This is a genomic window from Alkalicoccobacillus plakortidis (assembly GCF_023703085.1).
Taxonomy (GTDB): domain Bacteria; phylum Bacillota; class Bacilli; order Bacillales; family Bacillaceae_D; genus Alkalicoccobacillus; species Alkalicoccobacillus plakortidis.
In genome coordinates this window covers 2,493,334-2,519,995 of sequence record NZ_JAMQJY010000001.1, presented here as the reverse complement: position 1 = coordinate 2,519,995, position 26,662 = coordinate 2,493,334, and the positions used below count along the sequence as shown (strand labels likewise).

Here is a 26,662-nt window from a genome sequence, read left to right as displayed (position 1 = left end):
TTGTATGAATTGTTGAATTTTGTTTACAGTAATATGGTTACAATATTAATCACTTTTGTCAATTGATTATTTTATAGGAGAATGAACAAATGAAAGAAGCATGCTTCTCTTAAATATGATTGATAGAGGTGGGAACCGATAAAATCAGTATGGTGCCTTCTCCAGACCAGACATCACTGTAGTTTTACGTAAAAAAACGAGCTGAATTTTCTAATACAAATAAGTGTAAGACCATGAGCAAAAGGGTAATGGAGAAGACACTCCGTACCCTTTTATTTTCTTTATATAAGAACCGATTCTAACATTGACCACTTGAAACATGGGGGAAGGCTACGATATAGTCTAACAGGGATATTTTTATTAATGTGTATGGGCTGTTCTGCCTGTGCAAATACTGTATTAAAAGGGGTTTATCCATGTCTATACTTATTGGGATATTAGGAGTGGTCGTATTTTTAGGACTTGCTTTTCTAATGTCTAACAAGAAAAAATCGATTAATTATAAGTCAGTGGCGATTATGCTCGGGCTTCAAGTCGTTATTACCTTATTTATGTTCAGAACAGATATAGGTCTTTTTATTGTAGAGACAATTTCAGGCGCTTTTTCCACCGTTATTTCTTATGGGAATGAGGGGGTTAACTTTGTTCTCGGGGACTTAATGATTGTAGAGGGGGGATCTGTTTTTTTCCTTGATGTCTTAATGATCATTATATTTACATCCGCCTTACTGTCTATATTAACATTTACTGGGGTTCTGCCAGTGGCGATTAAGTATGTTGGTGGATTAATGGCTAAGATTACAGGGTTGCCAAAGGTAGAGACCTTTAATGCGGTTAACAGTGTCTTTTTTGGTCAATCTGAGGCTTTGCTTGCGATTAAGAGTCAGCTACCAACGATGACAAAAAACCGTGTATTTATAGTTACAACGTCAGCGATGGCTTCCGTATCTGCTTCTATTATTGGTGCCTACTTTACGATGTTAGAGCCTAGGTATGTTTTGGTGGCTATGTTATTAAATATGATTAATGGTCTGATTGTGGCTTCGATTATTGCACCTGTAGAGAAGCGTGAGATCGATGAACAATTGGAGGTTGATACGAAGGCATTACGCGAACAGTCAGGATCATCTTTATTTGATGCGATCAGTCGCGGTGCGCTAGATGGAGGGAAGGTTGCTCTAATTGTTGCGGCCATGCTAGTTGCCTTCATCGGAATCATTGCCATGCTTAACGGAATGTTTGCCGCTACTATTGGACTAACTCTGCAGGAGCTACTGGGCTATATCTTTGCACCGTTCGCCTGGTTGATGGGTATTCCTACAGTTGATCTATTGCAGACAGGTAACTTGATGGGAACGAAACTCGTCGCTAATGAATTTGTTGCCATGCTGGATTTTGTAAACATGGATTTAACGCCAAAAGCTACCGGCATTATCTCCGTATTCTTGACTTCATTTGCTGGGGTTGGCTCTGTGGGGATTGTTGCAGGAACGGCACAGGCTATCAATGAAAAAACCGGAAAGCAAGTAGCATCCTTTGGTCTAAAGCTTTTGGCTGCTGCGACATTGGTTAGCTTGATGTCAGGTACAATGGTTGGGTTGTTTATTTAAAATTTCAATTCATATAAAAAATGCGGTGCTTTCTGACCGCATTTTTTGTTTGCAATGATCTTCCTTAGTAAGGAAAGCTGAATCAATGTCTTATCGATGAATCGTCGATGAGCTTTTTTGATGTGTAGAAGACGGTATGAAACCAAAAAACCTGTTAAACTAAATATAAGCCAAAATACAGGAAAAAAATCATTCAAAAGAACGTTAGCAAATCATTTTCCATATTGTATACTAGGTATCAAGTTATTTTAAACTACGGGGTGCGAGTATAATGAATTATGAATCTATTTATAATGAACTACTTAATCATATAAAACAAGAAAATGTATGTCTTTCAGAACCACTACGAAATCATGTCTACACAAAGCTTGGCGGGAACGCGGATCTTTTTGTGACACCGGAAAGTATAGATGAACTAAAAGCGGCTCTAGATATCCGAAAAAAAACGGATATTCCTTTGACCATTCTAGGCAGCGGATCCAATGTCATTATAAAAGATGGCGGCATTCGTGGTTTGACCATTGGCATGAGCAAAATGACGAACTTTTTTATCGAGGGTGAGAGATTGGTTGTTCAGTCTGGAGCAGCCATTATTGAAGCTTCAAGAAAAGCGTTGGAGCACAGGCTTTCTGGTCTTGAATTTGCCTGCGGAATCCCGGGTAGTGTCGGTGGCGCATTATACATGAATGCGGGCGCTTATGGAGGGCAGATTTCTGAGGTGCTTGATCGAGCGACCGTTATGACACAGGATGGTGAAATTCTGACGATCGAAACGGAGAACCTGGCCCTAGGTTACAGGGAAAGCATCTTCATGGAAAGCGACTATGTGATTCTGGAGGCAGAGTTTGGCCTTAGCCAAGGTGATCCGGTTGTCATTAAGGCCAAAATGGATGCACTAACAGAAGCACGAGAATCAAAGCAGCCCCTTGAATATCCTTCTTGTGGCAGTGTTTTCAAACGACCGCCAGGCCATTTTGCCGGCAAATTAATTCAAGAGAGCAACCTCCAAGGAACACGAATTGGTGGAGCAGAGGTTTCAAAGAAGCATGCTGGGTTTATCGTCAATATTGATCAAGCAACATCTAAGGATTATCTAGATCTAATTGATTTGGTGAAAGCAACCGTTAAAGACACTTTCCATGTTGAGTTGGATACAGAAGTGATTGTATTGGGTGAAGATCTTGAGGAGCAAGTATAAGTGGAAGAAGCATAGACGAGTGTCTATGCTTTTTTGCTCATTGTGAAAATCTTGAATTAATTTACTGAATTCTTAATTAATGTCATGATAAACGTAACCATTTTTAAAAAGGAGAGTATCTTGAAAAAAATTCACGATGGTATATACATGATTTCGTTAGGTTCTGCCAACGTATATCTTGTTGAGACAGGACCGGAGCTAATACTAATTGACGTGGTTTTCCAAAGAAAGAAAAAGTCTTATTTGATGCGATTAGGAAGCTAGGTCGCCCCCTATCGGATCTTAGACACATCATATTTACGCATAGTCATTTTGACCATGTAGGAAGTGCCGCTGCCATTATAAAGGCGACAGGAGCTAAAACGTATATGCATGAAGCAGATGCGAAGATTGCTGAAGAAGGTGGAGGATTTAGGACTATGAGGGCTGCTCCTGGTCTTTTACAGAGGGTGTTATTTCGCATTTTTTGGCATCCCAATAAGCGTTTTGAGTCCTTTCACATTGATCAAACCCTCAAAGATGGCGATGTCCTTGAATTGGTTGGTGGATTTAAAGTGGTTCACGTACCTGGTCACAGTGCAGGGCATATTGTTCTTCTATGGAAAGAGGATAAAGTGATGTTTGCCGGTGATATAGGTACAAATCTTTTGTCTATCGGGGACCCGATAGGTTTTGAGAATGAAAAAATAGGGAGAGAGAGTCAGAGGAAACTAGGAAAGATGGATTATGAAGCAATTGTATTCGGTCATGGCAGGCCGATTACTTCCAATGCCTCGGAGAAAATACGCCGAGTTTGGCCTTGAGAAAAGAGCCTTTGATATCATAATCAAAGACTCTACAAGGGTTATCTTTATTCTAATTCCAAATAATACGCCCTCACAACAATGCCATCATCCGCCGGAACAAAGTCGAACTCGGGCAATCGTTTGAATCCCAATCCTTCATACAAACGAATCGCATCCGTCATAAACTCTCCGGTGTGCAAGCCAATCGCAGGTAAGCCTTTTGCTTTTACACGATTCACGCATTCCTTCACTAAGGCAGATGCCACACCTTGGCCCTGCGCTTCTTTGGCAACGGCAAGCATACGAATTTCCGGATAGTCTAGCTCATCGATGAATTCATAGGCACTCGTTTTGGCTGGAAAAAGAACAACGCTGCCAACTACTTTTTCATTTAGTGTGGCAACAATTAGCTCCACACCCTCTTGCGTATCGGCATCTGATGAAAGATTTTGCGCTAAGGCGTTCCAATGGTCCGCGGGCAGCCGGTCCTTGTATATGTGATAGGCTTCAAGGCGTTGATCCTTGATATCCGAGTACATGTCTTTTTTGGCATCATGAATCTCTAGCTTTTCCATATTGTGATCAACTACCAATCAGTTTAAAGTTAATGAACTTTTTCTAAAATTTCTACTTTACTAGCATTTCCATAGGCAGGTGCAGATTCATCTAAGACTTCAATCCAAACCTTGACCTTATCACCAATCGTCAAATTTTCAACACCTTCTGCTAATACAAGATAAGCTGCAGCGCCATCAGATTCATGGAGAACCTCTACCTCTGTCAACCCTTTAACTTCCTCACTTGTTAAGCCTTCTACTAATAATATCTGATCATCGTTTATTAATGCGACAATGCCTTCTAGCGTATTCTCTTCATTCTCGGTTGTACCTACTGAACATCCAACAATGAGTGAAGTAAGAATTGCAACAATCATAAAAAATAGTAGCCTTGTTTTAATTGGCAATGGAGTCCTCATAAAGCTCAGCTCCTTTCAGTTCTATGAAAGTACTATTCCATTTTATGATTTGAAGTCCTGTTTTTATGGTGAGAATTAACGAAGACTTCATAAAGCGACAAACTAGCTAACTAGTGAATAAGAAATTTTCCTTCCCGACCACTTAGTTGTTCGCGACTATGCTCTGTAACCCAAATTGCGAGGTCTGGTCCCTTTGGCAAAATGGTTGGTTCGGCTTTGTCAGGTGAAATGGTAATCGACAAGTGGTAATGCCTTTTGATCGCATCAAAGTCAGTTGTGTCGCCAAATCCACCTGTTTGATAGAGATCACGTACATAACCCCACAGGTTTTCAAATTCACGGATCAGGTTTCGATTGGTATTAAAGGCTGTAAAATAAGCCGCATCAAAACGCACAAGAGTGGTGTAGAGTCTGACATCTGAATCAGTGATGAAGTCTCCGTGTAAAAATCTTTGGGTTGAGAGACGCTTTTCAAACTCGTCCAAACGTGTAAACAGCGTCGCATAGGCAGCCTCATAAGATTCCTGAGAGTGCGCGAACCCACATTTGTAGACACCGTTGTTTACATCATTAAAAATAATTTCGTTTAGAGCATCAATCTCTTCACGTAAAGACTCGGGATATAAGTCCGGAGCTTGTTTCTTATGCAGTGGTTTCCAATCGGCTTCAAGATAGTTGGTGAGTTTAAAGTAATCATTATTCACAACTTTTTTGGACTGAACATCGACAATCGCAGGTACCGTTGGTCGACCAGAATAATCTTGATCCGAGTTTTGATAGACTTCGCTGATATATTGGGCTCCAAGCACAGGATCAACTCCATCTGCATCTAAGGAGAATTCCCAATCTACTCGACCAATTTTCGGCCGCATTGGACTTACCGTTCCTAAGCTGATCGCATCCTCTAATCCAAGAATCTTGCGCACAATCACCGAACGATGTGCCCACGGGCAAGCCGCCGACCACAGCAAACGATAGCGACCTGCCTCAACTGGCAGTTCATCTGGCTTGTCTCCAAACGGTGTCGTGAATTGGTTAACTTGACGTTTAAACGATCCATCCTTACTAATTTCAGCGGGTTTTTGTTGAGCCATCCGTGAAAACATCCTCTCTGTATCTTGGTTTATACTCATCATAACAGATTCGAATAGTGGAGATTAACAAGGAAACGTTTTGAGGGTGATAAAAGCTAGCTGTTTCGTTTTTTTGTAGTAAAATATGGGTAGATATTATATAGAAAAAACTCACACTAAGCGGCAACTAATTGGATAAACCAAATGGTTCTAACTGAGGATCATCGAGAGAAAAGAATGATTTATCATCAACTATTCCATATATCCGGAGGTCAACAAATGAAAAAAGCAGAAGCAATGGATCACCAACTACATACCTTAGATCATCCCATCACTAGCGCAGACATCCAGTCAATCGTCTCTTCGGTTTATCAAATCAACTTGGATAAGCTGCCAATCCTTCCAACTGAGGCGAGAGGGACTGTTTTCTCTCCTGGAACCACATCCGAAGAGGCGATTGCAACTCATCTGGCACAGCACAGTGGAGAGCTAGGTGGCGTGCAAATTCGCCAAATCATCAACAACATCTTTGGGGTTAATCTAGATGCAATCTCTGCACTCGATGGGGCGAGAATATCATTATTTTCTAAAGGTCAGTGGGTTGTGCAACAAGAGACGGATCTTTTTGTTGTTTGGACGGGTGAGGGGGACATAGATGTTAAGGTGTATCCGACATCCTATTTTGCGGAACAGTCGGGTGCGTCTGCGTTACCTAAAGAACTTAAAGACTCTCTAACCGCCATTGGGTATTTGTACGATGAGTCCACGGGTGGCTGCTATTACGAAAATCCAAGCGGAGATGCGGTTCCTGATGAATTTAAAGGTAGGACGATGGGTGCAATCTTGCAGGTTATCAAAGAATCTTATTCACAAATGTAAACTATTTATGATCACAAAAAGTAAATTAGAGTAGAAAAGCAAGAAGAGGAGCCTGATAGCTAGAGGGAAGAGAAGTCCAAGAAGAGGAGTCGGTTAGCCAGAGGGAAAAGTAGTTTAGCAAGAACCGAAGCCAGATACCACGGGACCCGTCCAGCTTACCAAGAACCGGAGCTGAACACCAAGAGCCCTGTCCGCCTAAGCAAGAGACGGAGCTGAACACCAAGAGCCCTGTCCGCCTAAGCAAGAGACGGAGCTGAACACCAAGAGCCCTGTCCGCCTAAGCAAGAGACGGAGCTGAACACCAAGAGCCCTGTCCGCCTAAGCAAGAGACGGAGCTGAACACCAAGAGCCCTGTCCGCCTAAGCAAGAGACGGAGCTGAACACCAAGAGCCCTGTCCGCCTAAGCAAGAGACGGAGCTGAACACCAAGAGCCCTGTCCGCCTAAGCAAGAACCGGAGCTCAACACCAAGTCCTGCACCGACTTACCAAGCTCCAGACCATATAAAAACAGGGAGACAGGCATAATCAATGCCGTCTCCCTTATTTTTACTTTCCAAAAGAAGAGAGGAATTTTACGCGGTCTCCCATTGGTGGTGTGTTTTGATCGATGAGTGAAACTTCTAGTACGGCTTGTCCGTTTAGGTTCATTAGGCTGTCGATTGTGGCTTGATTTAGGTCTGCGATATCGTTTACTTGGAAGCTTGGGATATCCATAGCAGCTGCCATTGCACTAATGTTAATTTGTTGTTGTTCGAATGTTGGGTGTGTACGTTTAAATTGTAAGTTATGTCCGTGATAAACCATGCCTAAGCGGGCGTTATTCATGATGACAAATAGGATCGGCAGATTATGCTCTTTAGCTGTTAGGATCTCCATGCCATGCATGAAAAAGCAGCCATCGCCAGTGATACAGACAACGGGGCGTTCTGGTTCGGCTAGTTTTGATCCGATGGCAGACCCGATTCCAGTTCCCATAGCGCCAAAGTGAACGTTAATGCCATAGGTGTCGGAGTCTAGTACTTTCATATGATTAATGACATAGGACATAAATTCGCCGATATCAATGGTATATCTAGTTGAGGCTGGTAGATAGTTTTGTAGAGATAAGAGCACATTTTTGGTGTTATACTCTTCAAGGTCCTGCACTGTTTCAGTAGCTTTAGGCGCAAGTTCTGACTTAGTGAGTCCTCTTGTGCGTAGTTCTTCATTTAAAAATAATAGGCTGAGATTAATATCTCCTAGTACAGGTAGGTCTGTTTTATATTTGCGGTTAAATACGGTTTGATCAAAGTCTAACTGCACAGTGAAGCGATTTTCTGTGAGTTTGACGTTGTAGTTATTTGTTGCGGTTTCTCCTAGGCTTGGAACCAACGATTAGCAATACGTTTCCATTGCCTTCTGCTATCAATTGTGAGGCAGATTCGTGACCGGCAAAGCCATATACGCCAACTAGAAGGGGGTGGTTATCTGGAATGTAGCCTTTTGCTTGTGGAGTGGTAACGATTGGCCAGTTTAAAAGTTCTGCCAAGCTCGATTAGTTGCTCTACAGAGTTTCGTACACCTTGTCCAACTAAGATGTATCCATTTTCACGTGAAACAAGCTCGTCTGCTACTTGTTTGATTGTGTTTAAGTCAGGAACGATTTGGTCTCGAGCGGGTGAAGCAGGTAGTTGTGTTGTTTCAACTTCTCCGTGTTGCACATCGATTGGGATGGCAATATGTACGGGGCCAGGTACGCCGGAAATTGCCATTTCGTAAGCCTTTGCTAGTTCTGGCAGCACATCTTTTGCCTCGTTTACTGTGACACTATACTTAGTCACAGGGCGGAAGATAGGTTCAGCGTCTAATTCCTGTGAGGCATTGTATCCAACGGTATTCACAGGAACAGCGCCAGTAATGAATAAGACTGGTAGGTGCTCTCGCATGGCATTGGCTGCACCTGTTACGAGGTTTGTGCCTCCAGGTCCGCTGCAGCCAATCGCAACACTTAGGTGATCGGTATATTTGGCATACGCTGCAGCCATGTAGGATGCGGCTCCTTCGTGTTTTGTTACGATGGGTGTTATTTCACTCATTTCATAAAGTTCATCAAAGAATGCATTAACTGATCCTGCTGGAATACCAAAAATATGTTGAACGCCATTCCCTTTTAAATACTCTAAGACCATGCGAGCTGCTTTCATGATAACAATCTCCTTTAGGTTATAATTTCAAACACTACTGGAAATATTTTATCATAATGTCGGTCGATTGTACTGGTTTACTGAAAAAATATCCCTGCATCAACTGGCAATCTATAGAGGTTAAAAAATCTGCCTGGTCCTTTGTCTCTACCCCTTCGGCAATGACCTCAAGGTTTAGGTTGTGAGCAAGTGTAATGATGGTTTTTGTAATGGCAGCATTATCTCGTAACATGTCCTGAACAAAGGATTTGTCGATTTTTAGGGTGGAGATTGGTAGGTTTTTTAAATAGCCTAGAGATGAATAGCCAGTGCCAAAGTCATCAATGGCTAAATCGATTCCTAAGCCATTTAGTTGCTTCATCGTTTTTAAGGTGAGCTCGGTATTTTTTACAATCAGATTCTCTGTAATCTCAAGAACTAGATACTCTGGAGAAATATCTGTTTCCTCAAGTATCTGTTGTACAATTGAAAATAAGTGACTTTGTTCAAACTGCTGAACAGATAAATTAACGGACATCTTAAGTGAAGGGTTGCCCACTTGATGCCATTCCTTTAGCTGCTTGCAGGCTTCACGAAGCACCCACTCACCAATCGGTACGATTAAGCCAGTCTCTTCAGCAATCGGAATAAACAAATCTGGTGCAATTAGTCCCTTTGTTGGATGATTCCATCTAATTAATGCTTCAACACCTGTCATGCTATTTGTTTGATAGTTGATTTGAGGCTGATAGAACAGAACCAATTCTTCTTTTTCTAACGCTCTGTACAACTCATTTTCAAGCTGGATGCTTTCAAAAGTTCTTGTATCCATGCCTTCACTAAAGAAATGATAGCTGTTACCTGGTGTATCCTTCGACTTGTACATGGCTGTATCGGCATTTTTAATTAATAGCTCGGTTGTCTCGCCATTATCAGGATATAGACTGATGCCTATGCTTGTTTTTACATACATCTCTTGGTTTGATAATTTGAATGGGAGCGAGAAAGCATCATGTATACATTGAATTTCCTTCACAATTTCTTTTTCACTTTTAATTGAAGGCAAAAAGATCGTAAATTCGTCGCCACCTTGACGTGATACCGTGGCCCCTTTTGGCACGCAGTCGACTAAACGGGCGGCAACTTCCTTTAGTATAAGATCCCCATAACTATGCCCAAGTGAATCATTCACAAGCTTAAAGCGGTCTAAGTCCAAATAAAGAATGGCCAGTTTTTCACCGTTTTCTTTGGCATACTTTAACCCTTGAGTAAGTCTGTCTAATAATAGGTTGCGATTGGGAAGGTCTGTTAAGCTGTCAAAGTAAGCATGGTACTTAATTTTATCTTCCAGCTGTTTTCTTTGTGTTATATCTTTAAATGTGACGACTTCTCCAACAACCTCATTTCCTTCTTTTATAAAGGAAATGACGTATTCAACTGGGAAGCTTGTGTGATCCTTTCGAAAAAAGACCTTATCTTTATAGTAGCTATCATATTCTGTATCAGATGTTTGCAGTGGTTGTTCCTTGCCGCTTATGATGGGCTCTGCTGATTTTCCAATGAGCTCTGCTTCTGTTTTGTACCCGAGCATATGCGCGCCAAGCTTGGATTACAAAAGGTAATGTTCCGATCCAGATCCAACCCGAAAATTCCCTCACCTGCAGAGTTAAGAATAAGTTCTATTTCACGACTAAGCTGAGAAAGTTCTCTAACAACACTTTCAAGCTCCTTGTTCTTTTCAATAACTTCCGAAGTCCGATTCTCAATAATGATTTCTTGCTTTTCCATATAAATAAGGTTAGATAAGGTAGAGGCTGTAGCGTCTACAATGGACTGTGTTAACTGGGTTTCGGATTCTGAGTAATAAAAAGTCTTATCATCAAGATTCACGATCGATATTTGACCCAAAATTTCACCCATTGAAATCAAGGGGAACATTGCGAGACCCTTAATTCCAAAGTTGCGACAGACATCATGATTAGGTCGGGTGTCCTTAAATACATCCGGAATAAGAATGGCTTTTTTTGTTTCAAAAACCTCTTGCATCACTGCGTCGTTACTTTGGTCAATTTTGATTTTGTCGTGAGTTTTAATCCAGTTCTCTTCTGTCCAATCACTATCCTTACTTAACTTGGCTGGTTTCACACTCTTTTCTGCTATCGGATCCAATAAATGAACGCCAATATTCGAGTTATCTAAAACCTTTGCGACGTGAAAAAAACAGATATCTAAGCTCTCTTGTAAAGAAGAGCACATGGATAACTCACGCGTCACATCAAGCAACAGTTGTTTATCTTTAATGAGATGTTCTTTATGAGCTAGGTTGTTTGCATTTTGGATTGCAACAGCAGCCATACTTACATACGCTTCAACCGTTTGTATTTCATTCGCTGTAAGGTTCATTGGAATGCCGTAGTCAAATAGAAATACAAGACCAAATAACTCTTCTTCAAAAGAGATTGGAAGGGCTAATAATGATTTAATTTGGAACCCCTTAACTGCCCTCGGGTCAGGTCGATTATCGTTTGAAGTGTCGGGAATATATATAGTCTTTTTTGTTTCAATCACTTCTTTAGCCAGTAAATCAAACTCGGTATCAACAACATGCATATCTAAAGTCCAACCATTAAGGACCTCGGGTTTTCCAACATATCCTCTGAAGGTTCCGTCTTTTTGTGGCAAATAAATGCCCACAGAATCACAGCGGACAATTTCTTCTGATATTGCCTGTGTAACCTGCTCCAACACTTCACGTAACTCCTGCTTCATATTGATCATTTTTGTGATATTCGCAAGTCTTGAATACCTTGTTTGTTCTTCGGGCATCTAAAAGCCTCCATTCTTCGCAGGTTCTAATAATGATAAATATAGTTCTTATTTCATATTACCGTAAACCTATTAAAAATAGTGGAAAGTTGTAGAAATTAGTCGAAAATATTAGTCGTTCCCTTTTCTTTTCCCTTACAATGAGAAATATACACTTGAAAAATATAATAAATACCAGATTTTAACTAGAATAAGGATGAAAGATGGGTTGTGGAGAGATGTATTTAGTCCTTGATATCGGAGGAACATTTGTTAAGTACGTAACAATGAATTTGGAGGGCGAATTCCTGTCTAAAGGCAGAAAGCCAATTGCTAAAGAGGACTTAAATAGCTTTTGCGAAATGCTCTTTTCTGTAATCGAAGAACATGATCTGAATCAGCTTGGAAGGCATTGCAATGAGTTGTCCGGGCACGGTTGATCCAAAGACAGGCATTATTTATCATGGAGGATCTTTTCCGTTTCTCCATTAAGTCAATTTAGTAGAGATTATCCAAAATAAATATCAGCTTTCTGTCACGATTGAAAATGATGCAAAGTGCGCTGCACTTGCAGAGCTTTGGTTAGGCAGTATTAAAGATAAGAAGGACGCTATTGTATTAATATTAGGCAGTGCCATCGGTGGGGGCATAATTATTGATGGAAAGCTTCATCGAGGGGCGAACTTATCGGCAGGAGAAGTTAGCTATATCAACCATCGTTTTAATCCTGAAACAAAGGAAGTTGGTTATTTTGGACTCGATTGCTCGGCTGTTGAGATGGTTAAAAAAATCTCCAAGCTCAAGAACCTAAAGGATGAAACGGATGGAGAAGCTGTTTTTGAGTATATTAACAGCGGCGATGAGCAGGCAATGGAGGTATTTGATACCTATTGTAACTTGATTGCCATTCAAATCCTTAATCTTCACTACGTCATTGATCCAGAGCTGATCGCCATCGGTGGTGGGATTAGTGCGCAACCCATTTTAATTGAGCGCATTAACCAGGCAATCGACGAGATCAAGAAAGTGAATGACTTTCATGTCGCAACGCCACATATTGTTGCGTGCCATTTTTTGAATGATGCTAACTTGTATGGCGCGCTTTATCACTTTGAACAATCTAGAAAAGAAGAATAGACTTTGAGCAATTAGAAAAAAGGACCAGTGTCTACGTACTATGCGTACGACGCTGGTCCTTTTTTGGGGAGAGAGATAATGTAGACAATTATGATGAAGCTAAAATTTATTAATGAAGTAATTTTTCGTTGCCAAAGTAGATTAAAACTTTTTTCTTTTTTTTTTCAAAAATAGTGATCCACTTTCGCCTAGTTCTCGTTACCCTAGTATCTTAACCACATTGAAAAGGGGAGAACACACATGTATAAAAAATTTACAGCTGTTGCACTTGGCGCAGCACTAGTCATACCATCTTTCGCACAAGCCGCAGACGGAGGAGAAAGCCAATTCTCAGGAGCATCAGATCTTCGTGCTGATCTCGACCATCTACTTTCGGAGCACTTTGTTCTAGCCGTTTCATCCATGCAAAAAGCATATGATGAATCACCAGATTGGGAAGAAGTCGAATGGGCGTTAGATGAAAACGTACAGGATATGGGAACAGCCCTTGAGCCGTTATATGGTGAAGAAGGTGCAGACGAATTCGTTCGAATCTTTGAATCACATAATGGATACACCGATGATTACGTAAAAGCTGTCAAAGACGGTGATGATACAGCTAAACAAGAAGCAGAAGATAACATCGCAGGTTTTGCTGATGAATTTTCAACATTCCTTGATGGGGCAACAGAAGGGAATCTTCCAAAAGAAGCCGCAGAGGAAGCACTAGTAGCCCATGAAGATGACGTGCAGGCAACGTTTGATCATTACGCAGCAGGAGACTACATGGAAGCGTACACTAGCTACCGTGAAGGTTTCGATAGAATGTTTGATATTAGTAAAGTATTATCTGGAGCGATTGTGGCTCAATTCCCTGATATGTTCTCAGGTTCTGTAGATTCAGCAGATGCTGAGCTAAGAGCTACATTAAACAAACTAGCTGGTGAGCACTTTGCACTTGCATCATTAGAGCTTGAAAAAGGCTACACACAAGCCGATGACTTTGACTTTGTAACATGGGCTGAAGATGAGCACACAGCTGATTTTAAAGCAGCCATTGAAAGCATTTATGGAGCAGAAGGAGCCGACCAGTTTGAAACGGTTTGGCAGCAAGACCACATTAACGCACAAAGTGATCTAGCTATTGCAACGCTTGAAGGTGACCAAGAAGCACGTGATGCAGCGATTGAGCATCTTAAAACGTTCTCTCAAGACTTTGGTGCATTCCTAGCTACAGCAACAGAAGGTAACCTGCCTGAAGAAGCAGCACAAGAAGCTGTTTGGGCACATGAAGAACAAGTGATCAAAACGTTTGACCAGTTTGTAGAAGAAGACTATGAAGCAAGTGTGAAAACGTACCGTGAAGGGTATGCATTCATGTTTGGTATTGGTGAAACACTAGGTGGAGCAATCAAGACACAAATGCCTGACCAATTTGGTAGCGAGGCAATGCCTGAAGAAATGCCTCAAACTGGATTTGGTGGCGCAAGTAATGATTCATCCATGATGGTTTGGTTAAGCGGACTTGCAGCAGCAGCACTTGGTGGACTGTATGTATTCCGTCGTAAGACAAGTGGAGATAACGCGTAAAAAGTAACGAAATAAAGATGAAAGAGGACCTCGGATTTCCGGGGTCCTCTTTTTCGATTAATGTTGATTGGTTTTACCAAAACCATGATCGCATGAAATATCTGAATCAAGAATATCTTGAAGATATTGTTTCGATTCTTCTAATTTTTGTTGAGCATCTTCTACTTCCATTATTATTTCTTTAAGTAAGCGAGACTGTTGTAATCAAGCCAAGTGCCGACCATTTAGTGGTGTAATGAAGATGACCTCGTTAGTTGAAGGTCATCTTTTTTGTACAAATAAGGACAATCTATTCCCCTAATGCAGTCATAGTAATTAAATTTGAAAGCGTTTACTATAAATGATAGTTATATTTACAAGGAATAAAGTGCTTATCTAAAAGGGAGGGTTTTACATGATACGTAAGGCAAGTGTGATGAAGGTATATAAAGATCAATATGCAGAGTACAAAAAGAGACACGATGAATTGTGGCCAGAGATGGAAGACATGCTAAAAGCTCATGGAGTGAGTGAATATTCTATTTTTCTATTAGAAGAAACAGGTCAACTGTTTGCCTACATGCATGTAGCTGATGAAGCGCTTTATCAAAAAGTTTCACAAACAGAGATCTGCCAGAAGTGGTGGGTGTACATGGAACCACTTATGGAGACAAATGTAGACAATAGTCCAATTTCAAAAGAACTTAAGGAAGTCTTTTATCTAGCATAAGTTAGGAGAGGTTGGATGGCGACAAAAAATAGCAGCATGAAAGCAACAATTACGGTTGCGATGTCTAATTATTTGGAAGCTTGGCGCCATTGTAGCAGGAGCTGGAGGATTATCTTTATGGGTGGAGTACTTAAACCTGACAGATCTTTGGGTTGGTTTGCTTGGGGCTTTAAGTGCAAACGGTTTCGGTGCTGCAATTGGTGCCTTGCTTGGAGGCTATTTTGTAGACCGTTATGGGAGAAAGTTCATCTATAAGTATGACTTACTGATCTACATGGCAGGTATGCTTCTTATCATCTTTTCCTTTTCGTTTCCAGTGCTACTAGCTGGTTATATTATCGTCGGAATTGCAGTGGGTGCGTTAATACCGGCAGCTTGGACCTATATCGCAGAAGAAGCACCACCTAAGGAACGAGCAGCACGGGTAGGTTGGAGTCAGTTGGCTTGGTCAATTGGTCCGGCAATAACTCTATTTCTATCTGTTGCCCTTGCACCACTCGGATTGCTAGGAAGCCGGTTGATTTTTGCACAATTATTTGTTGTAGCCATTATTACGTGGATTCTACAACAACAAATTAATGAGTCATCGATCTGGGAGAAAGAACAGAAAAAAGAGAAGGCGGGTCTTGCGGAAGGTAAACTGATTAAAAAAGGTTCGATGAAGGATCTGTTTACAGTTAAGGCAAATATAAAAGCGCTTATCTTTTTAGTTGGAATCTACTTTTTCTGGAATCTTGTAGCTGGCACAATGGGTTATTTTATGCCGTATATCTATGAAACAGTAGGCGGAATAACAGCTAGCCAAGCTAATCTACTACAAGGTGTTCTCTGGACCTTTACAGTGATCTCAACGTACCTTGTTTTTATAAAGCTTGGTGATAAAGTGAATCGCAAACTGTTGTTTAGTATTGGTGCCGTAATGGGTATTGTTGCGTGGCTTGTTCTCACACTTGGAGGAATGGGTGTCGTTGAACTATGGATATTCGTAACATTATGGGGTATAGCAGCCGGATTTGGTGCCCAGGCCTTTTACGCCCTGTTTGCCAGTGAGTTATTCCATACAAAATATAGAGCGCAGGCTCAAGGGTTTATGTTTTGTTTAGTTCGAGTTGGCGTTGGTTTGATATCTTTAGTTGTGCCAGCGATGATTACGGGCATAGGTTTTCAAGCATCAGGGTTCATCATGATTGCTTTTCTAGTTATTAGTCTGATTATTGGTGTAATAATGGCACCTGAGACTAGGGGAAGATCTCTTGAAACTATACAAGAAGAACGTTACGGGGAGAGCGCATAAAAATCACCCCAAAAGCTAGAGTGAGAATCTAGTTTTTGGGGTCTTTTTTTATTTTACCTCAATGCTCCGATACCTAAGCGCCAACACCACAGCTGGCAACGTACATACTATCATGCCAAGAAACGCATAGCCCGGTTTAATCTCATATAAAAATCCACCAAATAAAGTGAATACAGCTGTGCTCCAACTGAGTGCAAGCGCGGAGTATAGGCCTTGTACTTTGGGAACTTGTGCTGGTGGAACGTTTCGAATCAAGTATTTCATAAAAGCATAATGCGCCATTGCAAACGAGCAGGCGTGCAGAACCTGTGCAATGGAGAACATAATAACGTTTGGAAAGGCAAAGACCAGAATCCAGCGTAGCGTTGATCCGAAAGCTGCAATGGTAAGGAGTGAGCCAATCGAAAACCGTTTAAATGAGCGGTCAGCGTTTGAGAAGAAAACGATCTCAGCAAGAACCGCTATGTTAATAATTACACCAATTAAATAGCCCGGAGCGTTGATTTCCTGAAGGTACAAGTAGCCGTAATTGTAATAGGAAGCATGAGCTGCTTGTAGCAGAATGACAATCAGAAGTACCAACCAAAAATGTTTCATATGGAACATTTTCAGCCAACCGCTTGTCTCCACTGGATTTGCGGCCGGTTTTTGTGATAAAACTGCAGGAGCTTCACGAAAGCCAAGGTACACCAAAACAGCCACGCCAAGTAATAACGCATAATAAATCACGTCATCTCCCAATAGTGCAATGAAGAGAGACAAGATGATGCCCACAGACACAAATCCAATTGAACCCCACTGTCTGCTTTTTCCGTAATGTTTTAACTGATTGTTCTGAACCAAGGTGCCCGCAGCTGTGTCGAGTATAGGCATTAATGGTGGATAGAAAAAGTGAAAGAAGATGGTAACAAGTAATAAACTACTAAATGATTGCGCAGGAATATAGCAGAGCACAGCAACTAGTGTACCAATGCCAGCTCCTTGTAAAATGATTTTATTACTGAACTTCCCTGATAAATAAGGAAACGCAAAAAGTGTTGAAAGACCTCTAGCAACCAAGCCCATGCTCATGATGAAACTAGCATCTGTCACTGACAATTCCTTTGTATGAACTAACCAGCCTGTCCAATAAGGAAGAAAAATTCCCCAAGTCAAAAAGAAGCTAAAAAACCTCGTGCTCATCCACTGATGTGTGTTCATGTTGTTTCCTCCATCCATATCATAAGCATGATATCATGGGAACAAGAAAGAATAATAGGAGATATCTCACATTTTAGAGGTGGCGAATGGACGTTTATTCAGGTGAAAAAAAGCAGCAGTATTTGAAGGAGCATTCGATTTCAAATCACTTTTCATTTCCAATCGATACATATATCGAAGTGCACGACTATCAGCGAAATGAATGGATTATTCGAGAAGGCAAGAAGCCAGACTATCTCTTTTATATGGTAGAGGGGAAGGCCAAGATCTATACCACGCACCAAAACGGCAAAGTGTCATTAATCAATTTTATCAAACCACATGATTATATCGGCGAAATGGAGCTGATCCACGAGAGCTATTACTCAAAAGGCATTCAAGTAGCTGCCAGATCCATTTGCTTTGCTATCCCATTTCAAGAATGCCGCACCAAATTACTCGAGGATGTTACCTTTCTCCGTGAGCTCACAACCTTTTTAAGTAAAAAGGCGACATTTATGGCGACAAAATCATCGCAGAGTCAGGCATTCCCACTCGAAAATCGATTGGCGCATTTTATTCTCGAACTTTCCGATCAAGGTATATATCAGGAAAAACATGTGACAGTATGCGATTATTTAGGCGTTTCGTATCGGCACCTTTTGCATGTAATCCATCAGTTTTGTGAGAAAGGTTTTTTAGAGAAGGAGGGAAGGTCCTTTTTAATTAAGGATGAGCAGGCTTTGCTGGGGTTGGCTGAGGGGTTGAGGCATTAAATAAAGCATAAAAGACTTCAGACCGTTGGATGTATGGCGGGTTTGAAGTTTTTTTGTGTGCAGCAATTGTTAATTGGAACAAAACAGCAAACACCAAGAAGAGCGGCATGTTAACAAGAGAGAGGCATCGCTTATCAAGAAGGACACTGTATACACCAAGAGGAACGTAGGGAGAGCCAAGAAGAGCGGCGTGATAGCAAGAGGAAAGTAGGGAGAACCAAGAAGCCCAGCGTGATAGCAAGAGGAAAGCAGGGAGAGCCAAGAAGAGTGGCGTGATAGCAAGGGGAAAGTAGGGAGAACCAAGAAGAGCGGGATGATAGCAAGAGAAAAGCAGGAAAAGCCAAGAAGCACGGGTCAAGTCCTAATTTATGTGTAAAATACCTCGTCACTATTTTCAAGTCTTGATCTTAATGAATAATTTGTTTTCATTATCGGTTTAGGATAGAGGAGCCGTCGGCTCCTCTATTTCATATTACGTTTCAGGCAAATACTTTCTCTTACACAACTTCATTTCGTCGTAATCCTTCAGAACCGCTCCAATCAAACGGAACGCGGATTGTTGATTAGGGAAAATACGTATGACCCCTTCTCGACGGCGGACTTCTGAATTCAACCGCTCTAGGTTGTTTGTGCTTCGCAATAACGGATGATACGATTTCTGCTCGCTCATATATTGAATGGCATCTTCAAGTCCTTCTTCAAGTTTATTTAACGCGTTCTCATACTTCTTCTGTCCTTCGTAATTGGATGCGATCTCTTGATAAAGGGCTCGTGCTTCTTTTTGAGTTTGGCGAGTAAAGATATCTTTAATCAATGAGCGAAACGTTTCTGTTTCTTTTTTTGGAAGGGCGCTAAAGATATTTCGTTTAAAATGAACGGTGCACCGCTGCCAACTTGAGCCTGTAAATGCTTCGTGGATCGCTGCTTTTAAGCCTTTGTGGGCATCTGATATCACGAGTTTTGGAGATAAAAGCCCACGCGATTGAAGACTTTCGAAGAAAGATTCCCATCCAACTTTCGTTTCATCATGTGTAATATGAAAACCAATGATTTCTCTTTTGTGATCTTCATTCACGCCCACAGCGATGTAGACTGCTTTGGACACGACTTTTTGGTACTCGCGTACCTTAATATAAAGCGCATCAGTATAGATATAAGGATATTCTTTTCCAACTAAAGATCGACTCGACCACTCTTTGACGAAAGGATCTAACCTTTCTGTTAGACTTGATACAAAGGATTTAGACACATTTTCTCCGCACAGTTTCACGACCGCTTGAGTCACTTTGCGTGTTGAAACCCCTTGGACAACCATTTCAACCATCGTTGCTATCAGTGCTTGATCTGTTCGTTGATAGCGCTCAAAAAGAGACGGAGAGAACTTTCCATTACGCGAACGAGGCACCTTAAGAGTGATCTTCCCAATTGAAAGCATATAATCTCTCTCATAGTACCCATTACGATAATCAACCCGATCTCCAGTGCGTTCATAAGAGCTGGATTTCAGATACTCATCGCGCTCCTGTTCCATCATTTGATTGAGAATCAGAATAATCGAAGATTTAATCGTCGCATTTAAATTTGAGCCTATTAATTCCTCTTTAATTACATCCATATCTACGTTAAAATTAAATTGGGTCATGTCCCATTCCTCCTGTTGATGATTTTCTTGGCGAAAATAGTGTATCACGAGGATGGGCCATTGGCCTTTTTTTTATTTTTACTTTTACACAATTATATGGACTCTACTGAAGCACGGCGTGATAGCAAGAGGAAAGCAGGAAGAGCCAAGAAGAGCGGGGTGATAGCAAGAGGAAAGCGAGAAGAACCAAGAAGCCCGCCTAAATAGCAAGAGAGCCCCTCCCTCCTCCAAGAACCCGCCTTATTTAGCAAGGCGGTTCACTTCAGAAAGTCGAGATTTCTATAAAAATAGCGTAGACGCATGATTTCGTATGGTTATTTCTCCGATTGCTTTTCAGCTGAAAATACCAAGACCCCTGCTTCTTCAAATTCTTTTAGTGTTTCGGCTTGAACGTGGGCATCCGTTATGATGCCATTAATGGCGTCAACAGGACAGATGCGCAGCATGGCGGTGACGTTAAATTTACTATGATCGGCCACGGCGTAGACTTGTCTTGCGTTTTTGTACATTGCTCGTTTGATTTCACATTCTCCTACGCCATAATCCATTAATCCTTCGGTGAGGGAGATGCCACTGATGCTCATGAAGAACAAATCGATATGGAATCCGTTAATAAATTGAATGGCTGAATCGCCAACGATACACAATTCAGAGTTGCGAAGCACACCCCCTGGAAGGATGACGGTGAAATTTGTGCTTTTTAATTCCTCAGCGATTGTCAGGGAATTTGTAATAATCGTCAGGTGTTTAAATTGTGTAGCGAGCATACGAGCGATTTCGGTGTTGGTGGTACTGACATCAAGTGCAATACATTGACCCTCTGTAACAAATTGTAAAACGTGTTGCGCAATAGATTGTTTTTCTTCTTGATATTGTTCTTCTCTTAGAACAAAGTTTGTTTGTTTAATATTTGTAGGGAGTGGAATTGCACCCCCGCGTACTCTTTTTAGTGTTCCTTCTTTTTCTAGATGCTCTAAATCTCTTCTGATGGTTTCTGTGGAGACGTTAAACGTCTTAGTTAAACCCGCAACCTTTACAATGTCATGCTGTTCTAGTTCATCCAATATTAATTGGTATCTTTCATGGGCAAGCATGTATGTATCACCATATTCCTTAAAAGTATCCTCGGAAGCCACAAGGGTAATCGGCTCTTGTTTAGTTTATAACGGAAAAGTTACATATGTCCACAAAAATCCAAATTATTGGACAGGTATTTACGTTATTTACTCAAATTAAACACAATATACAACAAAAATACACAAATATATGTTAAGGTAAATTATATTCACACAACAAAACAAATAAAAACACATGAAACAGGAGGTATTATGTGGGGAAAATTGCGATTAGAAATCTAAAGAAATCATATGACGACAAAAAAGTCGTGGTTCAACAATTTTCAATGGATATTCATGAGCATGAATTTGTTGTGTTTGTTGGTCCTTCAGGCTGCGGGAAATCAACTACATTACGCATGATTGCAGGGCTTGAGGACATAACAGATGGAGTCCTTGAAATCAATGGTACCAACATGAATCAATCTAAACCAAGTGATCGTGGGGTAGCAATGGTTTTTCAGAATTATGCGCTGTTTCCTTATATGACGGTTTTTGATAATTTGGCGTATGGGTTAAAGATGCGTAAGGTTCCTAAGAAAAAAGAACAGAAGATGTCGAAACAGTTGCGGACCTGCTTGGTTTATCCGATTTGCTGGAGCGTAAACCTAAAGCGCTATCAGGCGGGCAGCGACAACGAGTAGCACTTGGTCGAGCTGTTTTGAGAAAGTCGGATATTTTATTAATGGATGAACCCTTATCAAACTTAGATGCAAAACTTCGAGTGCAAATGAGGGCTGAGATTATTAGATTACATAAGCAACTTAAAACAACAACCATTTATGTTACTCATGATCAGACAGAAGCCATGACTATGGCAAATCGAATTGTTGTGTTGAAGGATGGACTGATTCAACAAATTGGGAAGCCAATGGATGTGTACAATCAGCCAGCTAATTTATTTGTGGCTCGTTTTCTTGGGGCTCCATCTATGAATGTGATGTATGGGAAGGTTGTAGAAAATGGAGTGTTAGTGAATGACTCACATTTGTTAGAAGTGAGTATGCCTGAAAAGAAGCACAAAGACATCATTATTGGAATACGGGCGGAGCATATAAAGATTGTAAAAACGGGAGGAATAGAGACCGCAGTAGAACACACGGAGCAAACCGGTATCCATTTGTTTGCCACTGTGAGTATAGGCGAAGACAAAATCATCGTTAGAGTTTCAGGTGATGCGCATTTGAAGGTCGGGGACCAGATACGCATTTCCTTTCAGCAGGAGCAGTGTCACTATTTTGATCCTGTTACAGAGGAGGCGATTCTGAATTGAAACAATCTATTAATTTTACAAAATTATTAATATTTGTTGGAATCCCGATGCTGCCCTTGGTTGTGTTTTGGTTTGTGCCCATGGCTGTGTCACTATGGCTGAGTTTTACAGATTGGGATTATATCAGTCCAAGTTACAGTGTAGTAGGCTTGGATAATTATACGTCTCTATTAACTAGTTCCGATTTTTATCAGGCTCTTAATAATACCTTTCTTTTCACGGTGATGACGATCATTCCAACGTTAATTTTGGGTCTGTTAATGGCACTTTTGCTTCATCGTAAGCTGAAAGGAAGCACGTTATTTCGCGCATTTTTGTTTTCGCCTTGGATTACACCGATGGTCGCGATGTCTATTGTATGGACGTGGATTTTTGAACCTGATTTAGGCTTATTAAATGAAATACTTGGCTTGTTAAATCTGCCGCAACCAGCATGGCTGCAAAGCTCAACTTTTGCGATCTGGGCAATTATTATTGTTACGGTTTGGAAAAATGCGGGCTTGGGCGATGATTTTTTATAGTGAAGCACTTCAACGTATTCCAAGAGATCTATATGAAGTAAGTCAATTAGAAGATACATCAGCATGGCAACGATTCGTTACGATCACCCTGCCAATGGTTTCGCCAACAACCTTGTTTCTTAGCATCATTACAACGGTTGATGCACTCCAGGCCTATGACCAGATCCAAGTTATGACGCAGGGGGGACCATCAGGTAGTACTCGTACATTATTGTATTACTATTATCAGCTTGCTTTTGAACAATTTAATATGGGACAAGCAACAGCGGTCGCCACATTACTTGTTGCAATTACAGGTATCATATCAGCTTTACAATTTAGATTAACAAAAAAGTACGTTCACTATTAAGGAGGTCCCGAAAATGGAGGGAACAACTTGGTCGCGTCTGCCAAAGCGGGCCTTATTGTACGGGACGCTTAGCATTATTAGTTTAATTATGATTTTTCCATTTATTTGGATGATATTAAGCGCATTAAAAACCGGTGATGAAATCTTTGCTGTACCTCTTACGTGGTTTCCGGAAAGTCCACAATGGCAGAATTTTGTTGAAGCCTTAGAGATGGCGCCATTTGGCCTATATATCTGGAACAGTATTTTTACTGCGGTTGTAATCGTGTTGTTTCAAGTAGTTTTATCATGCATGTTGGCTTATGCACTTACACAGCTGAAATTCTGGGGTCAGCATTTATTGTTTATGGCAATTCTGGCCTCTTATATGCTCCCGGCAGCAGCTACATATGTACCTAGTTATGTGATCTTAGCTCGATTAGGTCTATTGGATACATTGTCAGGCATCATCGTTTCTAATATTGCCAGTGTATTCTGTATTTTTATGATTCGTCAGGCCTTTTTACAGGTGCCAAGGGAGATGATTGAAGCGGCGCGAGCAGATGGTGCTGGAGATTGGCAAATTCTGTGGAAAATCATGTTCCCGATGGCCAAATCCTCGATTTTTACTGTTGCGCTAATTAGCTTCGTTCAGATGTATAACAATTATCTATGGCCATCATTAATTGTTTCAAGTCAGGAAAAGTATTTAATTACAGTTGGACTGAGACAATTCTTTACGGCACAAGGAACCTTTGCGAGTCAGTGGCCACTTATTATGGCAGCAAATGTGTTTGCTGTGGCGCCACTCATTATCTTATTTATCGTTTTACAAAAATGGTTTGTGAAAGGTATTAGTGATAACGGGGTTAAAGGATAAAAAAATAGATGTAGGAGGTAATGTGAAATGAAAAAACAAATGGGTATGTTATTAGGTGGAATAGCACTTTGTACAGGACTTGCAGCGTGTTCGACGGAAGGAAGCGGATCAACAGATGGAACAATCGAAATTGAATTTTGGTATGGCTTAGGTAGTGAAGCAGGTAACAAAATGGAGGAGCTAATTACTTCTTTTAATGAGTCGCAGGATGAGGTTGTTCTAAAAGGTGTGGCTCAAGCAAATTATTCAGAGACTTACCAAAATTTACAAGCAGGTCTTGCTGCGAGTACCGCTCCTGCCGTTGTCCTATTAGAAAATTCAACAATGATGGATCTAGCAGGACGAGAAGTATTGGCGCCACTAGATGAATATATGGCTGCTGATGAAATCTATGACGAGGGTGATTTCCTATCTGTATTTATGGAAAATGTCAGACTTGATGATACGTATTATGGCTTGCCCGGTTATGGTACTACACAGGTGATGTATTATCGTCAAGATTTGTTTGAGGAAGCTGTGTCGATGCAGAAGAGGCATTTTCATCTTGGGAAAGCTTAGATGAAGCAGGCAAAAAAATTGTTGAACAAACAGATGCTTCCTTTGGTTGGGCGCCAATGTGGGGAGAGCCGAATCTTATTGATATCGCTCAAAGTAATGGTGGTCAGATACTTAATGACGAAGGAACAGAGGTGTTGATTGATAGTCCAGAGTGGATTGAAGCTTGGGAGTTTATTCGTACAGCCATTCATGAAGAAAGGTCAATGAAAATTAATTCTGGTGGCCAAGGATGGGAATATTGGTATCGCACAATTGATGACGTAATGAATGGCACAGTTGTAGGGTACACAGGATCTTCGGGTGATAAAGGAAACTTGGATTTTGAGATCATTGATTCGGCAATCCAACCAGGTATGAACGGAAATCCAGCACAACCAACAATTGATGGATTGGTTATGGCGATTCCGGATGCCTTGTCTGATGAAGAGAAAGAAGCAGGCTGGCAGTGGATGTCGTACTTTACTTCACCTGAGGTAACGGCAGACTGGGCTCAGACAATCGGGTATATTCCTGTCCGCGAATCAGCAATGGAAGTTCCTGAATACGCGGAGTTTGCAGATGCAAATCCATACTTAACCATTCCTTTTGAGCAGGCTCAAATTGGGGCAGCTGCATTCATAGATCCAACTGGAAATAAAATTATTGATGCGTTAGAAATTGCAGCTGATAAGGTAGAGTTAGAGAATATTTCAACAGAAGAAGCCTTAACAGAAGCAAAGAACCAAGCTCAAGCTGCATTGGATGATGTGAACGAGTAAGGAGGGAAAAAGATGATTGATTTTACATGCTCGGTTGTGATGGAGGAAGAGAATCAAGCCTCCATCGCCTTTCCTTTTGAATGGAAGGAAGGAAACCATAAAAAATTAATGATTCAAGTGGAATTAGAAGAAAAGGTCTGGCTGCAATATCAGCTTGTGGATGCTAATCAAGAGGTTCGTGCGCAATATGTTGGAGGCAAGACTATCCAGCCTGTTGTGGTTGGAGAAACAACTAAATCAACAAGTCCCAATACGGTGCCAGGACCTATGCCATCTGGAGAATGGACCTTACATGTACAAGTAATGGGACGAGAGGTTACGCAGAAACAGGTAGCTACTATCCTTCTGCGGAATACAGATGAGAATGCCAAAGCTGACTTTGGGGAAACATGGATCGATGAAACCGGAGAGTTTGTATTAAATCAATATCAGTGGGAACAAGTAAAAGAAGAAACCGCAAGATGGTATAAAGGTGATTTTCATACGCATACGATTGCGTCCGACGGTCAGATGACTCGTGAAGACAATGTAAACCAAGCAGAAAAACAAGGGCTCGACTTTTTCGTAGCTACAGATCATAACCTAGTTCCTACTTCATGGACACCTTCACCTGATCTGCTAGTGATTCCTGGGATCGAAATAACAGCCAAAAAAGGTCACTTTAACATTCTTGGCGTTCAGCAATACCCATATGTTGACCAGGATGTGGCTTCTATGGAAACGGAAGAGGGTATAGTCGACATTTTAAAGAAAACAAAGGAAACCGGTGGACTCAACTCCATGAATCATCCGTTTCTGACGGAATGGAAATGGTTATTTACGAAAACGCCTTTAGCACTAATAGATACTTTCGAAGTTTGGAATGATCCAACCTATTCTGATAACGTGCAGGCGACTGAAGAAGCGCTTCGAACGTGGGATCTATTAACGAATGATGGTTGGACTATAACAGGCATTGGGGGTTCGGACTCTCACCTTCGTCCTGACGAGACCTATCCAGGTAGCACATTGCCATCACTTATCGGAGATCCAGGAACCTATGTCTGGAGTGACGAAAATAGCGCAAACGCATTGCTTAGAAATGTAAAACAGGGACATGTGTTTGTGGCACGAGAAAATGTACGAATAGATTTTCAGGTAGATGGTCATCTTCCGGGAAGCTCCCTCTCAGATCCGTCTGGAGATGCGCAGGTTACTTTGCAAACTAACGAACCACTTATCATTCAATGGGTAGAAAATGGGGAAGTGGTCCATGAAACAATTGGCAAAAATGATTCTTACTCATTTCAGTGGAAGACAAATTCATATTCATGGTTACGGGTGACCGTTCGTAAACAGGACGGAACATTAATTGGGTTTACGAACCCAGTTTATTATGGGAGACGCAATCCTTCGCTGCACACATGGGGCGATGTATTAGAGAGGCTTGATTAGA

General features: G+C 41.2%; 19 protein-coding genes and 5 pseudogenes. 16 read left to right on the top strand and 8 right to left on the bottom strand.

All coding sequences use genetic code 11. The features are described 5' to 3' along the window. Nucleotides 1-416 precede the first annotated feature (416 nt). From NDM98_RS13215 to NDM98_RS13205, 3 genes are all read left to right on the top strand, one after another. Entirely contained in the window at nucleotides 417-1,610 is a 1,194-nt protein-coding gene (locus NDM98_RS13215) for a NupC/NupG family nucleoside CNT transporter (RefSeq protein WP_251608370.1), read from the top strand. A 271-nt stretch (nucleotides 1,611-1,881) separates the two neighbouring features. Continuing rightward, nucleotides 1,882-2,808, top strand: a complete 927-nt coding sequence (gene murB, locus NDM98_RS13210) for a UDP-N-acetylmuramate dehydrogenase (RefSeq protein WP_251608368.1) — start codon at nucleotides 1,882-1,884, stop codon at nucleotides 2,806-2,808. 251 nt (nucleotides 2,809-3,059) lie between these two features. After that, nucleotides 3,060-3,611, top strand: a complete 552-nt coding sequence (locus NDM98_RS13205; RefSeq protein WP_373370412.1) for an MBL fold metallo-hydrolase — start codon at nucleotides 3,060-3,062, stop codon at nucleotides 3,609-3,611. Between the two features lie 47 nt (nucleotides 3,612-3,658). On the opposite strand, the gene NDM98_RS13200 is transcribed toward NDM98_RS13205, so the two are convergent. From NDM98_RS13200 to NDM98_RS13190, 3 genes are all read right to left on the bottom strand, one after another. Next, complete coding sequence (locus NDM98_RS13200; RefSeq protein ID WP_251608365.1) at nucleotides 3,659-4,168, bottom strand: GNAT family N-acetyltransferase; 510 nt, start codon at nucleotides 4,166-4,168, stop codon at nucleotides 3,659-3,661. A 29-nt stretch (nucleotides 4,169-4,197) separates the two neighbouring features. Continuing rightward, the gene (locus NDM98_RS13195) at nucleotides 4,198-4,569 is read right to left on the bottom strand and encodes a DUF3221 domain-containing protein (protein WP_251608362.1); all 372 of its coding nucleotides are present in this window, start codon (nucleotides 4,567-4,569) and stop codon (nucleotides 4,198-4,200) included. A 110-nt stretch (nucleotides 4,570-4,679) separates the two neighbouring features. Continuing rightward, nucleotides 4,680-5,663: a glutathione S-transferase family protein gene (locus NDM98_RS13190; protein WP_251608359.1), complete on the bottom strand. Its 984-nt coding sequence runs from the start codon at nucleotides 5,661-5,663 to the stop codon at nucleotides 4,680-4,682. Between the two features lie 258 nt (nucleotides 5,664-5,921). On the opposite strand from NDM98_RS13190, the gene NDM98_RS13185 reads away from it, so the two are divergent. After that, complete coding sequence (locus tag NDM98_RS13185; protein ID WP_251608356.1) at nucleotides 5,922-6,521, top strand: hypothetical protein; 600 nt, start codon at nucleotides 5,922-5,924, stop codon at nucleotides 6,519-6,521. A gap of 546 nt (nucleotides 6,522-7,067) precedes the next feature. Here NDM98_RS13185 and NDM98_RS13180 read toward each other — a convergent pair. Next, nucleotides 7,068-8,704, bottom strand: a pseudogene (locus NDM98_RS13180) (thiamine pyrophosphate-binding protein). Between the two features lie 34 nt (nucleotides 8,705-8,738). Then, nucleotides 8,739-11,509, bottom strand: a pseudogene (locus tag NDM98_RS13175) (EAL domain-containing protein). Nucleotides 11,510-11,727: 218 nt separating this feature from the next. On the opposite strand from NDM98_RS13175, the pseudogene NDM98_RS13165 reads away from it, so the two are divergent. The 4 genes and pseudogenes from NDM98_RS13165 (at nucleotide 11,728) to NDM98_RS13150 (ending at nucleotide 16,197) form a co-directional block, all read left to right on the top strand. Further along, a pseudogene (locus tag NDM98_RS13165) lies at nucleotides 11,728-12,625 on the top strand (ROK family protein). A gap of 240 nt (nucleotides 12,626-12,865) precedes the next feature. Then, nucleotides 12,866-14,194 carry a copper amine oxidase gene (locus NDM98_RS13160; protein ID WP_251608350.1) on the top strand — a complete coding sequence of 443 codons (1,329 nt, stop codon included), beginning with the start codon at nucleotides 12,866-12,868 and terminating at the stop codon, nucleotides 14,192-14,194. A 394-nt stretch (nucleotides 14,195-14,588) separates the two neighbouring features. Beyond that, nucleotides 14,589-14,903: an L-rhamnose mutarotase gene (gene rhaM, locus NDM98_RS13155; protein ID WP_251608348.1), complete on the top strand. Its 315-nt coding sequence runs from the start codon at nucleotides 14,589-14,591 to the stop codon at nucleotides 14,901-14,903. 15 nt (nucleotides 14,904-14,918) lie between these two features. Next, a pseudogene (locus NDM98_RS13150) lies at nucleotides 14,919-16,197 on the top strand (MFS transporter). 48 nt (nucleotides 16,198-16,245) lie between these two features. Here the strand turns inward: NDM98_RS13150 and NDM98_RS13145 are convergent. Next, nucleotides 16,246-17,397 carry an MFS transporter gene (locus NDM98_RS13145; RefSeq protein ID WP_251608345.1) on the bottom strand — a complete coding sequence of 384 codons (1,152 nt, stop codon included), beginning with the start codon at nucleotides 17,395-17,397 and terminating at the stop codon, nucleotides 16,246-16,248. An 86-nt stretch (nucleotides 17,398-17,483) separates the two neighbouring features. Between NDM98_RS13145 and yeiL the strand changes: the two genes are divergently transcribed. After that, nucleotides 17,484-18,152 carry a transcriptional regulator YeiL gene (gene yeiL / locus NDM98_RS13140; RefSeq protein ID WP_251608342.1) on the top strand — a complete coding sequence of 223 codons (669 nt, stop codon included), beginning with the start codon at nucleotides 17,484-17,486 and terminating at the stop codon, nucleotides 18,150-18,152. A gap of 472 nt (nucleotides 18,153-18,624) precedes the next feature. On the opposite strand, the gene NDM98_RS13135 is transcribed toward yeiL, so the two are convergent. Together NDM98_RS13135 and NDM98_RS13130 are read right to left on the bottom strand one after the other, a co-directional pair. Further along, nucleotides 18,625-19,794 (bottom strand): IS256 family transposase, encoded by a 1,170-nt coding sequence (locus NDM98_RS13135; RefSeq protein ID WP_251608339.1) that lies wholly within the window; start codon nucleotides 19,792-19,794, stop codon nucleotides 18,625-18,627. A 314-nt stretch (nucleotides 19,795-20,108) separates the two neighbouring features. Beyond that, nucleotides 20,109-20,930 (bottom strand): DeoR/GlpR family DNA-binding transcription regulator, encoded by an 822-nt coding sequence (locus tag NDM98_RS13130; RefSeq protein ID WP_251608336.1) that lies wholly within the window; start codon nucleotides 20,928-20,930, stop codon nucleotides 20,109-20,111. Nucleotides 20,931-21,124: 194 nt separating this feature from the next. Here NDM98_RS13130 and NDM98_RS13125 point away from each other — a divergent pair. The 7 genes and pseudogenes from NDM98_RS13125 (at nucleotide 21,125) to NDM98_RS13100 (ending at nucleotide 26,661) form a co-directional block, all read left to right on the top strand. Beyond that, nucleotides 21,125-22,182: pseudogene (locus NDM98_RS13125) on the top strand (ABC transporter ATP-binding protein). After that, nucleotides 22,179-22,703 carry a carbohydrate ABC transporter permease gene (locus tag NDM98_RS24100; protein WP_307728809.1) on the top strand — a complete coding sequence of 175 codons (525 nt, stop codon included), beginning with the start codon at nucleotides 22,179-22,181 and terminating at the stop codon, nucleotides 22,701-22,703. The pseudogene NDM98_RS13125 and the gene NDM98_RS24100 overlap by 4 nt, the downstream one beginning before the upstream one ends. Further along, nucleotides 22,690-23,052: a carbohydrate ABC transporter permease gene (locus NDM98_RS24095; RefSeq protein WP_307728808.1), complete on the top strand. Its 363-nt coding sequence runs from the start codon at nucleotides 22,690-22,692 to the stop codon at nucleotides 23,050-23,052. Before NDM98_RS24100 ends, NDM98_RS24095 begins: the two co-directional genes overlap by 14 nt. A gap of 13 nt (nucleotides 23,053-23,065) precedes the next feature. After that, nucleotides 23,066-23,911: a carbohydrate ABC transporter permease gene (locus tag NDM98_RS13115; RefSeq protein ID WP_251608334.1), complete on the top strand. Its 846-nt coding sequence runs from the start codon at nucleotides 23,066-23,068 to the stop codon at nucleotides 23,909-23,911. A 27-nt stretch (nucleotides 23,912-23,938) separates the two neighbouring features. Further along, nucleotides 23,939-24,469, top strand: a complete 531-nt coding sequence (locus NDM98_RS13110) for an ABC transporter substrate-binding protein (protein ID WP_251608331.1) — start codon at nucleotides 23,939-23,941, stop codon at nucleotides 24,467-24,469. 17 nt (nucleotides 24,470-24,486) lie between these two features. Then, a complete protein-coding gene (locus tag NDM98_RS13105; RefSeq protein ID WP_251609145.1) occupies nucleotides 24,487-25,227 on the top strand; it encodes an extracellular solute-binding protein in 741 nt (246 codons plus the stop codon). A gap of 12 nt (nucleotides 25,228-25,239) precedes the next feature. Further along, entirely contained in the window at nucleotides 25,240-26,661 is a 1,422-nt protein-coding gene (locus tag NDM98_RS13100; protein ID WP_251608329.1) for a CehA/McbA family metallohydrolase, read from the top strand. Nucleotide 26,662: the final 1 nt, after the last annotated feature.